Annotated in this window: 13 protein-coding genes; 6 read left to right on the forward strand and 7 right to left on the reverse strand. The window is 59.3% G+C overall.

Translation table 11 applies throughout. From position 1 onward, the window contains the following. The first annotated feature begins 249 nt into the window (after positions 1–249). From ACQQ2Q_RS13550 to ACQQ2Q_RS13575, 6 genes are all read left to right on the forward strand, one after another. The gene (locus tag ACQQ2Q_RS13550; protein WP_428187629.1) at positions 250–1,074 is read left to right on the forward strand and encodes an alpha/beta hydrolase; all 825 of its coding nucleotides are present in this window, start codon (positions 250–252) and stop codon (positions 1,072–1,074) included. A 173-nt stretch (positions 1,075–1,247) separates the two neighbouring features. Continuing rightward, complete coding sequence (gene hemP, locus ACQQ2Q_RS13555) at positions 1,248–1,457, forward strand: hemin uptake protein HemP (RefSeq protein WP_428187630.1); 210 nt, start codon at positions 1,248–1,250, stop codon at positions 1,455–1,457. Positions 1,458–1,469: 12 nt separating this feature from the next. After that, positions 1,470–2,519 carry a hemin-degrading factor gene (locus ACQQ2Q_RS13560; protein ID WP_428187631.1) on the forward strand — a complete coding sequence of 350 codons (1,050 nt, stop codon included), beginning with the start codon at positions 1,470–1,472 and terminating at the stop codon, positions 2,517–2,519. Positions 2,520–2,530: 11 nt separating this feature from the next. After that, positions 2,531–3,418: a heme/hemin ABC transporter substrate-binding protein gene (locus ACQQ2Q_RS13565; protein WP_428187632.1), complete on the forward strand. Its 888-nt coding sequence runs from the start codon at positions 2,531–2,533 to the stop codon at positions 3,416–3,418. 2 nt (positions 3,419–3,420) lie between these two features. After that, positions 3,421–4,521, forward strand: a complete 1,101-nt coding sequence (locus ACQQ2Q_RS13570; protein ID WP_428187633.1) for a FecCD family ABC transporter permease — start codon at positions 3,421–3,423, stop codon at positions 4,519–4,521. A gap of 4 nt (positions 4,522–4,525) precedes the next feature. Continuing rightward, positions 4,526–5,356, forward strand: a complete 831-nt coding sequence (locus ACQQ2Q_RS13575) for a heme ABC transporter ATP-binding protein (RefSeq protein ID WP_428187634.1) — start codon at positions 4,526–4,528, stop codon at positions 5,354–5,356. Here the strand turns inward: ACQQ2Q_RS13575 and ACQQ2Q_RS13580 are convergent. From ACQQ2Q_RS13580 to ACQQ2Q_RS13610, 7 genes are all read right to left on the reverse strand, one after another. After that, a complete protein-coding gene (locus ACQQ2Q_RS13580) occupies positions 5,353–6,747 on the reverse strand; it encodes an amidase (RefSeq protein WP_428187635.1) in 1,395 nt (464 codons plus the stop codon). The genes ACQQ2Q_RS13575 and ACQQ2Q_RS13580 overlap by 4 nt on opposite strands. 57 nt (positions 6,748–6,804) lie before the next feature. Then, positions 6,805–7,788, reverse strand: coding sequence for an ABC transporter ATP-binding protein (locus ACQQ2Q_RS13585; RefSeq protein ID WP_428187636.1), 984 nt, complete (start codon positions 7,786–7,788; stop codon positions 6,805–6,807). Next, a complete protein-coding gene (locus ACQQ2Q_RS13590; RefSeq protein WP_428187637.1) occupies positions 7,785–8,771 on the reverse strand; it encodes an ABC transporter ATP-binding protein in 987 nt (328 codons plus the stop codon). The genes ACQQ2Q_RS13585 and ACQQ2Q_RS13590 overlap by 4 nt, the downstream gene beginning before the upstream one ends. Next, on the reverse strand, positions 8,768–9,619 hold the full coding sequence (locus tag ACQQ2Q_RS13595) for an ABC transporter permease (RefSeq protein WP_428187638.1): 852 nt from the start codon (positions 9,617–9,619) through the stop codon (positions 8,768–8,770). The genes ACQQ2Q_RS13590 and ACQQ2Q_RS13595 overlap by 4 nt, the downstream gene beginning before the upstream one ends. Further along, positions 9,616–10,566 (reverse strand): ABC transporter permease, encoded by a 951-nt coding sequence (locus ACQQ2Q_RS13600; RefSeq protein ID WP_428187639.1) that lies wholly within the window; start codon positions 10,564–10,566, stop codon positions 9,616–9,618. Before ACQQ2Q_RS13600 ends, ACQQ2Q_RS13595 begins: the two co-directional genes overlap by 4 nt. A gap of 100 nt (positions 10,567–10,666) precedes the next feature. Next, positions 10,667–12,145 carry an ABC transporter substrate-binding protein gene (locus tag ACQQ2Q_RS13605; RefSeq protein WP_428187982.1) on the reverse strand — a complete coding sequence of 493 codons (1,479 nt, stop codon included), beginning with the start codon at positions 12,143–12,145 and terminating at the stop codon, positions 10,667–10,669. Between the two features lie 178 nt (positions 12,146–12,323). After that, positions 12,324–13,226, reverse strand: coding sequence for a LysR family transcriptional regulator (locus tag ACQQ2Q_RS13610; protein ID WP_428187640.1), 903 nt, complete (start codon positions 13,224–13,226; stop codon positions 12,324–12,326). Positions 13,227–13,248 lie beyond the last annotated feature (22 nt).

Genomic DNA, 13,248 nt, shown 5'->3' on the forward strand with positions numbered 1-13,248 from the left:
GCACACTAGCGGCAGCGGCGGTTCTTACCAATACGTTCAATCCAATCTCCAACGCCAAAACGATCCGCGTCAAGCCGAGGAGGGTAAACAGGTTCCTTTGATTTGCCGGATTTTCTTCAAATGTTAGCGCTAGATCGTTGCCGGATACGCCGAGACGTTGACAGGGACGAACTGCAGTCCGAATTTGGCTCCAACAATGGCCGGCTTTCGTGTCGTCGCCACTCAGTAATATCTCAGTCTGGAGGAACGATGCTTCACCGTATTGACGACTGGTCGGATGCTTATGCCAATGGACCGAATATTCCGGGCGGAGACAGGTGGCCGGGACTTTGGGTTGAGCCAGCCAAGGCCTTTCGCGAGGAAATGAACGCGGCCGGGCGGGCAAAACTGGATATTGTCTATGGGGATAGAGAGCGAAACAGGCTGGACCTTTTCATGCCTGCGGGAAAGCCAAAAGGACTTGTTGTGTTCGTGCATGGCGGCTTCTGGGTCCGGCTCGACCGGAGTTTCTGGTCGCATCTGGCTGCGGGGCCTCTGGCGCATGGATATGCTGTGGCCATCCCCTCCTACACGCTTTGCCCTGAAAATAGCGTAAGCGGCATTACGCTTGAAGTTGGCAAGGCGATCGAGATGGTGGCTGGCATGGTTGAGGGACCGATCCGTCTGATCGGGCATTCCGCAGGCGGTCATCTGGTCAGTCGCATGGTGTCTTCCACTTCGCCGCTGTCTCGCGAAGTTGCAAGCCGTATCTCGATGGTGGTCTCATTGTCTGGTCTCCATGATTTACGGTCATTGCTGTCGACCAATCTGAATGAGGGTATCAGGTTGGACAGCCAAGAGGCGTTGCGCGAAAGCCCGGCACTCCTGGAGCCTGCGCCAAATACGCGGATCATTTGCTGGGTCGGCGGCGCAGAGCGCTCGGAATTTCTGCGGCAGAATGCTTTGCTGGCCAATATCTGGAAAGGGCTTGGAGCGATGACGGACTGTGTGGAAGAGCCTGACCGACACCACTTCAACGTTCCCGATGGCCTGACTGATGCCGACCATCCCCTGACGCTTGCATTGATGTCCTGACGGTTTGTCTGCCGCCCCGCCGGTTGTGGAGTCATAAAATAAAGGTGATATTTTCAGTCTAGTATTGCGCTCGTTTTAAAACATGATAATTCGTATCAAGAATTTAGACGTGACATTGACCCTCGCCCAGCCAGCCCAAAGCCAGCCCAGCGAGACGAGGGATAGCCGAATACATGACTGGAAGACCAAATCCTGAAATTGCGGGTTCGACCGAGCATTCGAGGGAGCGACATTCGCCGGTGACCGCGCGGTCGGTTGCGAGTGTGCCCGTCGTCGATAGCCGTGACTTGTTTAATGGCAAGCAGGAGGTCGGCATCATTCATGAGGGTGCCCTCTACCGTTTGAAAATTACCCGTCAGGGCAAGCTTATTTTGAACAAGTGAAGAGCTGGGACCATGAACAAGACAATTCATCCATCTGATATTCGCCAGGCGCAGGCCGATAATCCGCGCATGCGTTCGCGCGATCTCGCCAACCAGATTGGAATCTCCGAGGCACAATATGTGGCGGCCTGGTGTGGCATTGGAACCGTGCGTCTTCGGATGGAATTCGACGGCCTTTTCTCTGCCTTTTCCGGGCTTGGCGAAGTCATGGCTCTGACGCGCAATGAGAGCGCGGTTCACGAGAAAGTCGGTGTCTATGACAATTTTGTGCCGGGCAAGATGGCTGCCATGATGCTGGGCGAAGCCATCGACATGCGCATGTTTCCCGGACAATGGGTCCATGGTTTCGCGGTTGAGACGCGTGACGGCGAGACAGTGCGCCGCAGCCTGCAGTTCTTTGACCGCCACGGCGAAGCGATCCACAAGATCCATGCCCGGCCTGCGACGGACCTTGAGGCGTGGAGCGCGCTCGTTGCCTCCTTCGCCCATGAGGATCAATCCGAGCATATCGAACTTGAGGTTCGCCAGCCGGAGGTCAAGGATCTTGTTTCAGAAACTCCCGTCGATGAACTGCGCGAGCGCTGGAGCAAGATGACGGATACTCATCAGTTCTTCGGCATCTTGCGTTCGCTTCGTCTCGATCGCTTGCAGGCCCTCAGAGATGTCGGCGAGGATTTTTCCTGGCAGATCGATACGGCCTCAATCCACAAGATGTTGACAGCATCGGCGGAACAACAGCTCGCCATCATGTGCTTCGTCAACAATCCGGGCTGCATCCAGATCCATTCCGGAACGGTGACGACCATCAGCGAAATGGGGCCCTGGCTCAACGTGCTTGATCCCGGCTTCAATCTGCATCTGCGTCAGGATCAGGTTCGTGAGGTCTGGGCCGTGCGCAAGCCGACCGATACCGGACACGTGACGTCGCTTGAGGCCTATGACGCCAATGGCGAGTTGATCGTGCAGTTCTTCGGCAAGCGCAAGGAAGGCCAGGATGAGCTTCAGGGCTGGCGTCAGGTCATGGAGAACCTGCCGCGTGCGAGCGATCGCAAGGCTGCTTGAGGGAGATGGCGATGTTTTCTTTGCCTGCTTTGCGTCCGGTAGCCCTTGTCGCCGCGCTGCTTGTGTCGGCTCTTTCGAGTGTGCATGCGGCCTCCGCTCAATCGGACGAGGCACAGCGTATTGTTGTCATTGGCGGGTCGGTGACGGAAATTGCCTATGCGCTCGGCGCGCAGGATCGGTTGGTTGCGCGTGATAGTACCAGTCTCTATCCGGCCGAGGCAGCTGAACTGCCCGATATCGGATATATTCGCCAGCTTTCGCCTGAGGGGGTGCTGTCGGTCAATCCGGATATGATCATCGCACTTGAGGGATACGGCCCGCCGGAAGCGGTTTCGGTCATCCAGCAGTCGGGTATTCCGCTTGTCGAAATTCCGGACGGGATCGATCGACCGGCAATCGTCGAGAAAATCCGCGCCACGGCAAAGGCTCTCGGTCGGGTGGAGGCCGGCGAGCGTCTGGCGCAGACTGTTGAGGCCAAGCTGGAAGCGGCGGAGGCTGCGGCAGCCTCTGTCAAAGACAAGAAGAAGGTGCTGTTCGTGCTGTCTGCTGCCGGTGGGCGTATCATGGCAGCCGGGCGCGGAACCCATGCGGACGGTATCATTACGCTGGCCGGTGGCGTCAATGCCATCAGCGATTTCGAGGGTTACAAACCGCTTTCCAACGAGGCGGTCATCGATGCGGCGCCGGATCTCATTCTGCGTATGCGCGGCGGCGGCGATCACTCCAAGGATGAAGAGGTGCTCCATCACCCGGCGATCGCGCTGACCCCTGCCGGAAAGGCTGGCGCGATCCGAGGCATGGATGGTCTCTATCTCCTGGGCTTCGGTCCGCGCACCGCAGATGCCGCGGCCGATCTCGCGGCCATGCTTTATGGCGGCGACGACAACCAGGGCAACTGACCATGTTGCAGATCGTGTCCGCCTCCAGGCTGAAGGGCGACGTCGTAACCGCTGGCGAGGGCGATCGTGCCGGCCGAGCGCGTGTCGTGCTCGGCTGCCTCGTACTCGGGCTCCTCAGCGCGGCGTTTTTCTCTCTGTTCTTCGGCGCTTTCGATGCGCCGGTATGGCGCATTGTGCTTTTCTATGCCGGGCTTGATGATGGCCAGGGGATCCGCGCAGCCGATTTTCTCGTGCTCGAAAGTATCCGTTTTCCGCGGGTGATCATGGGGGTGATGATCGGCGCTTCGCTTGCCATATCCGGTGCCGTAATGCAGGGGCTGTTTCGCAATCCGCTCGCGGATCCCGGTATTGTCGGGGTATCGTCCGGCGCCAGCCTGGGCGCCGTTACCGTGATCGTGCTCGGCAATACCGCTCTTGCACCATATCTCGCCTTTGCCGGCATGTATGCGGTCTCGCTTGCTGCGTTTTGCGGCGGGCTTGTGTCGACTTTTCTGCTTTACCGCATCGCTACCCGTAACCGCCTGACCTCGGTCGCGACCATGCTGCTGGCCGGCATCGCGCTCGGGGCGTTCGCAATGGCCATCACCGGCGTGCTGATTTACATCGCCAACGATACTCAACTGCGGGAGCTTTCTTTCTGGGGGCTCGGTTCGCTTGCGGGCGCCACCTGGGGCAAGCTGCAGGCGGCCGCATTGATCATCGTCCCGGCGCTCGCCGCCAGCCTGTGTCTCCCTCGTGGTCTCAATGCTCTGGCATTCGGCGAGGCGGCAGCCCGGCATATGGGCATTTCCGTTCAGATGGTGAAGAACATCGCCATCGTTGTCGTTGCTGCTGCCACTGGCGCTTCCGTGGCTGTTTCGGGCGGTATCGGCTTTGTCGGTATCGTCGTTCCGCATCTGCTGAGGCTCTGGATCGGACCGGATCACCGCTATCTCATTCCCGCTTCCGGTCTTCTCGGCGCAAGCTTTCTGCTCCTTGCCGACAATATCAGTCGCACCATCGTTACCCCAGCAGAACTGCCGATCGGGATCGTGACCGCTGCGATCGGTGCACCGTTTTTCCTCTGGATATTGCTGCGCCGGCGCGGCCTTCTGGATATGTGAGGTAATGCCTGTGACACTGACAGCCAGCAATCTGACTGTGCGCTATGGATCGCGCGAAATCCTGAAAGGCCTGAATTTCGAGGCGCGGGCCGGCGAGGTGACGATGATCATCGGTCCCAACGGCTCGGGCAAGTCGACCTTGATGAAGGCGCTTTCCGGCGACCTGCCATTTGGGGGATCCATCCGGATTAATGGAGATGATATCTCTGCACTCAAGCCGCGCGAGATGGCAGCGCGGCGCGGGGTGTTGGCACAGGAAACGCAGCTCTCTTTCCCCTTCACGGTCTCCGAGATCGTGCACATCGGTCTCCAGGCAAACGGTGATCCTCCGACCAGCATTGGCGGACGGGAACAGCGTATCTACGAGGCCTTATCGGCGGTCGATCTTGCCGGTTTCGGGGGGCGCTTTTATCAGGAGCTTTCAGGTGGCGAGCGCCAACGCGTGCAGCTTGCACGCGTGCTTTGCCAGGTCTGGGAGCCGGTCAACGCCACTGGTCCAAGCTGGCTATATCTGGATGAACCCATTTCCAGTCTCGATATTCGCCATCAGGTCGCCGTGATGGAACTCGCGCGTGACTATGCCAATCGCGGCGGGGGAGTGGTTGCCGTGATGCATGATCTCAATCTTGCCGCAGCGTTTGGCGACCGGGTGGCCCTGATGTCGCACGGCGCGCTTGCAGCATTTGGCCATCCGCGCGATGTGTTTCTCGATGATGCCGCACCACGCGCGTTCGGATGCCCGCTCGCGGTCACTCAGGGTCATGAAAACGCAGGCGGGCTGGTTATCCTGCCTTGCGCGGTGGCGGCGCGTCGCATGCCTGCCATGCCCGTTTAAACGGCGGCCGGCCTCGGCCAGTTCTTGATGCCGCCAGTCCAGGTTTCGAACTGCTTCGACAGTTGCAGGACGTCCATGTCGCCAAAGCGCGGGCCGATGATCTGAAGTCCGATCGGCATGCCGCTTTTGGAGAAGCCGCAATTGATCGACGACGCCGGCTGTTCCGACATGTTCCACGGTACAGTGAATGCTATGTGTTCGAATGGCAGGTGGGGATCATTCGTGGGTGATGCCCAGTCCGCGGGATAGGAAATGATCGGATTGGTGGGGGACAAGACCGCATCGACCGTGGCGAAGAGCTCGGCGCAGGTTTTGCGCATTTCTATCGTCTGGCCGAAACCCTTGACTGCACCGACACCGGACACCGAAGCGCCGCCCTTTGCCCATTCGTAGATGTAGGGCAGGATCCTGGCGCGACGTTCCTCGCTCAAGGGGGCGATGTCGCCCCAGAATTTGGCACGCCAGAAATTGTCGAGACCATCGAGCATTTCCCGTGTCAGGACCGGCGCGACTTCAAAAACGAGTGCCCCGGCATCCTCGAAGCGCTTGGCCGCTTTGAGGACCGCGTCTCTGATTTCGGGATCGACTGCCAGTCCGCAACCAGCATCCAGCATGACGCCGATCTTCTTGCCACGCATATCGATTGCGTGATCCATCCAGTCGAAATCATTTGCGGGAAGACTGGTTCCATCGCGCCAGTCGGGTCGTGACAGTGTTGCCATCGCATATGCGGCGTCATCTACCGTGCGCGTCATGGGGCCGGCGCAACGACCGACATAATAAGGATCGACGGGAATGCGACCGTGGCTGGGTTTGAAGCCGAAAAGGCCGGTCCAGCCGGCGGGCAGCCGCACGGACCCGCCTATGTCTGTGCCGATATGCAAAGGTCCATATCCGGCAGCGCCTGCGGCACCAGCACCGGCGCTGGAGCCGCCAGGATTCTGGGTCATGTCCCAAGGATTGCGGCTCAGCTTGTGAAAGCTGGAAAGGCCGGACGACAACATGCCGTAATCCGGGCACGTGGTCTTGGCGAAAATGACGGCGCCATCTTCCTTCATTCTGGCGGCAATTGGCGCATCGGCGGTTGCCGGCACCAGTTCGACTGCAGCGGTGCCCAGCGGTACGGGCTGACCTTTCGTGGCAATCAGCTCCTTGAGCGTGACCGGAATACCGTCAAGCGCACCCTTTGTCTCGCCTTTGATCCAGCGTTCCGTCGATGCGCGAGCCTGGGCGCGGGCACTGTCCGGATCATAGGCATACAGCGCCGCAATCTTGGGCTCGAAAGCGTCGATGCGCGCTTCCACGGCTGCCCAGTATTCGAGTGGAGACAGCGTCCTTGCGCGGTAGTGGTCGACAATCTGCGGGATCGTCAAATCGAGCAATTCACTCATTGCGGCATCCTTGGTCTTGCGTGATCAAATCGGGATAGGTCGTTTGAACGAATGTCATCAAGGCGATAGGCGCTGTGCCATCTCTTCAGCCCTGTGACAGGCGACCTGACGGCCCTTGTCCATGGTTCGAAGCTCTGGTCGTTCCGCGACGCAGCGCTCGACTGCCAGCGGACAGCGGTCCCGGAAAACGCAGCCGCCTTGTCCATTGAGTGCAATTCCGGTCGCTGGAGCTTTCGCCGGTGGGCGACCGAAACGGGTGATGCTTGGCTCGGCATCTGCAAGTACCTTTGTATAGGGATGATGGGGCTGTTCGAAGACCTCTTGTGCCGGTCCCGTCTCGACCAATCGCCCGCGATACATCACGCCAACTCTATCGGCGATGCAATCGACGACCGCCAGGTTATGCGTGATGAACAGGAAGGTGACGCCGCGCTTTTCGCGCAGATCCATCAAAAGGTTCAGAACCTGTGCCTGCACCGACAGATCGAGTGCGGAGACGGCTTCGTCCGCGACAACAAGCTTGGGCTCGGTGATCAGAGCACGGGCAATGGCGATGCGCTGTCGCTGACCTCCGGAAAATTCGTGGGGATGGCGATCGGCATGGGCCGCTTCCAGTCCGACGCTTTCGAGCATGTCGGCGACCCGTTCCCGGATTTCCGATTTTTCCGGGCGGCGAGCAAGGACGTGCATGGGTTCGGCGATGGTACGACCAACACGGAAGCGTGGATCGAGTGAGCCGAACGGGTCCTGGAATACCATCTGAAAATCTTCACGCTTGGCGGTCAGGTCTTTCTCCGGAAGCGAAAACAGGTCCTGATCGTCAAAGATCACATTGCCAGCGCTTGGTCGATCCAGCGCCATGACGATACGGGCCAGTGTCGATTTTCCGCAGCCGCTCTCGCCGACGATACCGAAGATCTCGCCCTTGTTGATGGTCAGCGTGAAGTCGTCCAGCGCACGGGTGACATGCGGCGTTCCGAACAGGGTGGAACTGGTATAGTCGCGGGTGAGGCGGCGCATATCGAGAAGAGGCTTGGTCACGTTTTTGCTGCCTCCTCTGCCGCCCGTATGCAGCGTACGCCTCTGCCATCGTCAAACCGCGTCCAGGCCGGTTCAGTCGTATGGCAGGCGTCGATGACATCGGGACATCTGTCTGAAAAAACGCAGCCTTGCGGCAGATTGGCAAAACCTGGCACCGTGCCTGCAATGGTCGGCAACCTGCCGCCATTGGCTGCGCGGTGCGGCACGGAGCTTATCAGGCCGCGTGTATAGGGATTAAGCGGTCGGGTCAGGACATCTGCGGTCTGACCTTCCTCCATGATGCGGCCGGCATACATCACGATGGTTCGGCTGCACATACGGGCTATGACGCCGAGATCGTGGCTCACCAGAATGAGCGACATGCCATATTCGTGCACCAGATCGTCAAGAATATCGAGTATTTCGGCCTGAACGGTCACGTCCAGCGCAGTCGTCGGCTCATCGGCGATCATGACGGACGGCTTCAGCGCGAGGGCAATTGCGATGCCGACACGCTGCCTTTGGCCACCCGACATTTCGTGCGGATAAGTTTCGATACGCTGCTTGGCGTCTGGAATGCGCACCTGCTCCAGGAGGTCTATCGCCTCCATTCGTGCCTCCCGCCAGCTTACGCCGCGGTGCCAAACCAGCCCCTCGGCGATCTGGTCGCCAATGGTCATCGCCGGGTTGAGGGCTGTCAGCGGTTCCTGGAAGATCATGGCGATGCGGTTGCCGCGAATTTCACAGAGACGGTCTTCATCGGCATCGGCGAGGTTTTCGCCCTCAAAGATGATGCGTCCGCTCGTCCGTCCGACGGGCGGTAGAAGTCCCATGAGCGAGAGAGACAGCAGTGATTTTCCAGATCCGCTCTCGCCGACAATGCCCAGCGTTTCGCCGGATCTCAGGTCGAAGCTCACCTCGTTGAGGATGCGTCGTTCGCCACCTTGCGGAAGACGAATGCCGACCGAGAGGTCTTCGACGCTGATCAGGGGGTGGGTCGTCATGCGCGGCCCTTTCCCTTGGGGTCGAGCAGATCGCGCAAGCCGTCGCCCAACATGTTGAAACCGAAGACGGTCAGCGCGATGGCAAGCCCCGGCAATATGGCAAGCCAGGGGGCCGGACCAAGATAAGTTTGGGCTTCGGCCAGCATGCGCCCCCAGGTGGGGGCCGGGGGTGCCATGCCAAGGCCCAGGAAGCTGAGACCTGCTTCGGTGAGGATGGCAAGGCCGAGCTGGATCGTGGCCTGCACGATGATCTGGTTGGAGATATTCGGCAGCACATGCTCAACCGTGATCAGCACCTTGCCCTTGCCCGCGCCGCGCGCTGCGAGAATGTAGTCCCGTGACCAGATTTGTGATGACGCGCTGGCCGTAACGCGGGCAAATACGGGGATCATGAACACCGCAATTGCGATGATCGCCGTCAGGCGCCCGCCACCCATCAGCGCGCCGAGCATCATGGCCGACAGGATAGGCGGGATTGCGAAGACAACATCGTTGATGCGCATGATGACGGCTTCCAACCAGCCGCGTCGTGCGGCAGCCGCCATGCCAAGAATGGATCCGACTGTGCCACCCAGGAAGACAGCCGCGGCCGAGGTGGAGAGCGAATTCCATGCGCCGACCATCAGTCGGGACAGGAGATCGCGGCCGAACTGATCGGTGCCAAGAAGGCCAAAGGCCAATGGTGGCTTCAGTTTCTGGACGATCTGCATCTTCGACGGCGACAGAGGCGTCCACACCAGCGACAGCAGGGCTGCTCCCACTAAAAGCGTGATCAGTGTTGTGCCGATGGCGAGGTTCGGGTTGCGCAAAAATGCGCGTGGCAGGCGGGCAAGAACTGATCCGGTCATTGGCCACGGCCCCGCATTCTCGGGTCAAGCAACAGGTAGGTCATGTCGACGAGGAAATTCATAATGATCACGAGACCTGCGAAGAACAGTACCACGTCCTGCATGACGATGATGTCGCGCTGGTTCAGCGCCTGATAGGCAAGGCGACCCAGACCCGGAAGGTTGAAGACGTTCTCGATCAGGATCGCGCCAGCGATCAGGAAGGTAAACTGCAGGCCGAGAATGGTGACAATCGGGACGAGCGCGTTGCGCACGGCATGTCGCCAGAGCGCCACGCGTCGGCTCACGCCCTTGGCGCGTGCGGTGCGCACGAAGTCCTCGTTGATGACCTCTAGCACAGACGATCGCGTTACGCGCGTCAGCACGCCGGCTTGGGGAAGGGCGAGGGCAATTGCCGGAAGTAAAAGCGCCCGCAGCCCATTTAAAATGCCGCGATCCCAACCGGGGAACCCACCGGCGGGAAACCAGTCCAGCGAAATGGAGAAAACCAGGATCAGGATGAGAGCAACCCAGAAACCGGGAAGGGCTATAAAGAGTTGCGAGAACACACCTGCCGTGTAGTCGAAGGCGCCGTTGCGACGGCTGGCGGAGATGACGCCCAGCGGGATGGCGATGACGATGGACAGAAGCACGGCCATGACGGCAAGCGGTAGCGTGACCACCAGCCGGTCGGCGATGAGGCCAGCGACCGGAACGCCATAGGTGTAGGACTTTCCCAGGTCACCGGTCGCAACATCGAGCAACCATTGCAGATAGCGTAGCACGACGGGTTGATCGAGACCCAGTTCGCGACGAAGGGCGTCCAGTGTTTCCGGGCTTGCGGATGTACCCAGCATGATGGCTGCGGGATCGCCCGGCAGCACGTTCATCACCAGAAATATGAGGGCCGAGACCGCCGCGAGTGTCAGCAGAAGACTGCCGCAACGACGGAGAATGAGAGCGGGCATTGCTGGCTTCCTACGATGCCTTCCGTCGAGAAGACATGGAACTCACCTTATTGAATGCTGGTCGGCCGCCGGGCGCAATGCAGGCAGCCGACCGGCATCATCAATCTTCCCAGTAGACGTTCTTCAAAACGTTGGACGGGATCGGTTCATTTTCCCAAAGCCCCTGGATCTTCTTGTTCCAGACACCGAGTTTGGGCATCACGAACAGATAGAGGGCCGGCACATCTTCGGCGAGGATCTGCTGTGCCTTGCCGTAGAGCTTGTTCTGCTCCTCGGTATCGGTGGTCGCCTGGATCTTGTCGAGGATATCGTTGAACTCGGGGTTCTTGTAATTGAAGTAGTATGGGTCACGCGCATAGATATCGAGATCCATGGGCTCGGCATGGGCAACGATTGTCATGTCGTAGTCCGTGCCCTTGAAGACGTCGGCCACCCATTTGGCTGGAAACTCGGTCGGCTCGATATTCATGGTGACGCCGATTTCGGCGAACATGGCCTGCATCACCTGTGCCGAGCGTGGCGCATAGGCCATTTGCGGGGTCTTGATGGTGAATGTGAAGCCGTCGGGATAGCCGGCTTCCGCCAGCAGTTCCTTGGCCTTTTCCGCGTCGTAGGGCAAAACGCCGGTGGTGTCGACATAACCCGGATCGTTTGGCGTGTAATGGCTGCCGATCGGCGTGCCATAGCCGGACCATGCGCCCTCCACGACCGTTGCACGATCCACGGCCATCATCAGTGCCTGGCGAACGCGCTTGTCGTCGAACGGCTTGCGGGTATTGTTCATACCGGCAACGACTTTCAACTCGGTATTGCCGATCACCGTCGTGAGGTTTTCATCGCCTTCGAAGCTGTCCATCAGCTCGGGAGCGGCAAACTCCGGAAAGGCGTCTACATCGCCGGACTTCAGCGCTGCGGCTTGTGCCTGGGCATCGTTGATAAAGCGGAACGTCACTTTCTCGAGCTTGGGAAGATTGTCCTTGTCCCAATAGTCGGGGTTGGCTTCCAGCTCGACCTTGTCGCCCTGGGCCCAGTTGACGAATTTGAACGGGCCGGTTCCAATCGGGTTGGTCTTGTCATTTTCGGCGCTCTTGGTGCCGACGATGACCGATGACGGCCAGCCGAGCCAGTAGAGAAGGCTGCCGGTGGGCTTGGTAAGCTTGATCACCAGTGTCGATGGATCGACGGCTTCGACACTTTCTATGGTCGAAAAGAAACGCTTCTGCGGATTGACGGAATTCTCGCCGCGCGCGCGGTCGATGGATGCCTTGGCCACATTGGCATCGAAGACTTCGCCATCGTGGAAGGTCACGCCATCCTGCAGCAGAAATGTATAGGTCAAGCCATCTTCGGAAATATCCCAACTTTCTGCGAGCTGGGGAAGAATTGCGCCATCTTCGCTGATCGTGACCAGACCTTCAAAGATGTTCTGCCAAGTCACCTGGCCGATCGCGACAGGGGCCGCAATTGTGGGATCGAGACCGGTTGGCTCGATACTCATGCCGACTGTCAACGTGGTATTGGCGGCGAAAGCCGGCATGCCAATCAGGGTGGCAACGCTTGCAGTCAGCGCGAAGGCCATTCCCTTGAAACGGAATTTGCCCATGGGAGGCAGAAAGGTCATCTCGATATTCCCCTTGTTCAGCGTTTTCATTGTGACGGTGTAACACCGGATAACGCATTTGCGAAAAGACTGGCAGTTTTCTGCTGACCACACAATTGCGAATTTTGTGTTCTCTGTGATGCGAAAATACATGCACTCATCGACCCAGCTCCTCGCGCATGAAGCGGTCGATTGCATCCAGCAGCTTTGCTGCCGCGAAAGATAGCTGTCGATCCGCGGCCACGCACAGGTCGACATACGAGCGTACCGACTTGCCGTCTGCCAGAGGGATAGCAGCCAATTGGCCGGAGCGGCACTCGCGCAATACAGTCAGCGCCGGCAAAAGCGTGACGGCTGCGCCGCGCAGGACCAGTTCCTTCTGCATTTCCAGGGAGGAGGTGACGAAGACCGGGTCGAGAGTTTGTCCGGCGGAACGGAACAGAGTATCGAAGGCTTGCCGTGCGCCGAAGGACTGATCGGGTACGGCAAGGGGGAAGGACGACAGTTCGGCGACAGTCAGTTCCTTGAAACGCGCCGCCGGATGGTGGGTTGCCGCGATGACGTCATAAACCACTTCTGCGCGCAGCCTCACCTTGGTGTCGGAAGACTGTTTGGAAAAGAGAGTGACTGCGATATCGGCGGATGCGCTTGCCAAGGCGTCGACGGTTTCGCGGGCGCTTGCAATCGTCACTGTAAAACGGATGGCCGGGAATTTAAGGCTGAATTCGGCGAGGGCCGGTGCCAGCAGATTGGCGACGGTTGCGCCGCTGGCATAGATGCTCACATTGCCGCGCTTCATGCCTTCGAGATCGTCGATCAGCTGGCGCACATGATCGAGTTCGCGCAGCGTCTTGCCCGCTCGATCCGCCAGCAGTTCTCCGGCGGCGGTCAGGCGTACGCCGCGACTGGACCGCTCCAACAATGGGGTGCCGAAGTGATGTTCCAGTTGATCTATACGGCGCGACAATGCCGTTGGCTGTATGTTCAACCGTTCGGCGGCAGCGCGGATCGAGCGAGTGCGGACCAGTTCGTCAAAATAGAGAAGTGCTCGAATATGCATGTCGCGTCGGTATCCGTCTGTC

This window comes from Agrobacterium sp. ES01 (assembly GCF_050320885.1).
Classification (GTDB): Bacteria; Pseudomonadota; Alphaproteobacteria; order Rhizobiales; family Rhizobiaceae; genus Allorhizobium.

Bases quoted from the DNA above. Each gene is read 5' to 3' on its own strand.
- ACQQ2Q_RS13560 (WP_428187631.1), top strand. From the start codon at position 1,470: ATGAACAAGACAATTCATCCATCTGATATTCGCCAGGCGCAGGCCGAT.
- ACQQ2Q_RS13600 (WP_428187639.1), bottom strand. From the start codon at position 10,566: ATGCCCGCTCTCATTCTCCGTCGTTGCGGCAGTCTTCTGCTGACACTC.
- ACQQ2Q_RS13565 (WP_428187632.1), top strand. From the start codon at position 2,531: ATGTTTTCTTTGCCTGCTTTGCGTCCGGTAGCCCTTGTCGCCGCGCTG.
- hemP (WP_428187630.1), top strand. From the start codon at position 1,248: ATGACTGGAAGACCAAATCCTGAAATTGCGGGTTCGACCGAGCATTCG.
- ACQQ2Q_RS13610 (WP_428187640.1), bottom strand. From the start codon at position 13,226: ATGCATATTCGAGCACTTCTCTATTTTGACGAACTGGTCCGCACTCGC.
- ACQQ2Q_RS13575 (WP_428187634.1), top strand. From the start codon at position 4,526: ATGCCTGTGACACTGACAGCCAGCAATCTGACTGTGCGCTATGGATCG.
- ACQQ2Q_RS13550 (WP_428187629.1), top strand. From the start codon at position 250: ATGCTTCACCGTATTGACGACTGGTCGGATGCTTATGCCAATGGACCG.
- ACQQ2Q_RS13605 (WP_428187982.1), bottom strand. From the start codon at position 12,145: ATGGCCTTCGCGCTGACTGCAAGCGTTGCCACCCTGATTGGCATGCCG.
- ACQQ2Q_RS13595 (WP_428187638.1), bottom strand. From the start codon at position 9,619: ATGACCGGATCAGTTCTTGCCCGCCTGCCACGCGCATTTTTGCGCAAC.
- ACQQ2Q_RS13570 (WP_428187633.1), top strand. From the start codon at position 3,421: ATGTTGCAGATCGTGTCCGCCTCCAGGCTGAAGGGCGACGTCGTAACC.
- ACQQ2Q_RS13580 (WP_428187635.1), bottom strand. From the start codon at position 6,747: ATGAGTGAATTGCTCGATTTGACGATCCCGCAGATTGTCGACCACTAC.
- ACQQ2Q_RS13590 (WP_428187637.1), bottom strand. From the start codon at position 8,771: ATGACGACCCACCCCCTGATCAGCGTCGAAGACCTCTCGGTCGGCATT.